This window comes from Frankia sp. CcWB2, assembly GCF_977927585.1.
The window spans coordinates 1-679 of the sequence record NZ_CDWRCM010000116.1; the positions used below are offsets into that span (position 1 = coordinate 1).

The following is a 679-nucleotide window of genomic DNA, read 5'->3' on the forward strand; positions in this document are numbered from 1 at the left end:
AATGTTTACCTTCCCGGCCGCCGCGCGCAGTCACGCAACAGGTCTGCCCACGACTCGGTCGATTCCCGGTAGCCGTCGGTGAGAGCGATGAGTTCCTTACGGCCGTCGGCGCGGACGCCGATCAGGACGAGCAGGCACAGCTTCTCCTCGTCCAGGCGGATTGTGACGTGGTGAGGTCGGGCCGGGGCGCCCTGCCGGTGTTTCCACCGGTGGGTTTCCCCGGCCCGCCTCCCGAACCGGACGTGCGCCTCGTCGACGCATCCGGCTCTCCACAAGCCCCGAGGGGTCGGCAGTGGTGTTCTCATGTCGCGTTCGACCATGGAGACGGAATCTTCGCCCCGCGGTAGCGGTAGCGGGTGGTCCGCACCGCACCAGGGTTGAAAAGGACCACGTCTGTGTCGGCGGGCCACCAGCCGTCGATGGTGAATCGACGGCGTAGTTCCTTCCAGGTGGTGCCGGGGTGCTTGCGGCGTAGCCAGCGGATGACCTGACGCCAGGTGAAGGCGCGCAGATAGCCGAAGGCGATGCTGGACACCCCGGCCCGGAAGTAGGCAGTCCACCCCCGCAGTATCGAGTTCAGTCGATACAACAGGATGGCAAACGGCTGGTTGATGTTCTGCCGGCACAGCGTCTTTACTTTCTCGGTCACGGCTGTGAGGGCCTTGCGAGCCGGATAGGT

At 65.4% G+C, this 679-nt stretch carries 1 protein-coding gene and 1 pseudogene; both read right to left on the reverse strand.

Translation table 11 applies throughout. From position 1 onward, the window contains the following. Nucleotides 1-17: 17 nt before the first annotated feature. A pseudogene (locus ACY45C_RS13345) lies at nucleotides 18-158 on the reverse strand (transposase); the annotation flags it as partial. A 143-nt stretch (nucleotides 159-301) separates the two neighbouring features. After that, a partial coding sequence (locus tag ACY45C_RS13350; protein ID WP_462187939.1) for a group II intron maturase-specific domain-containing protein occupies nucleotides 302-679 on the reverse strand: 378 nt, incomplete at its 5' end.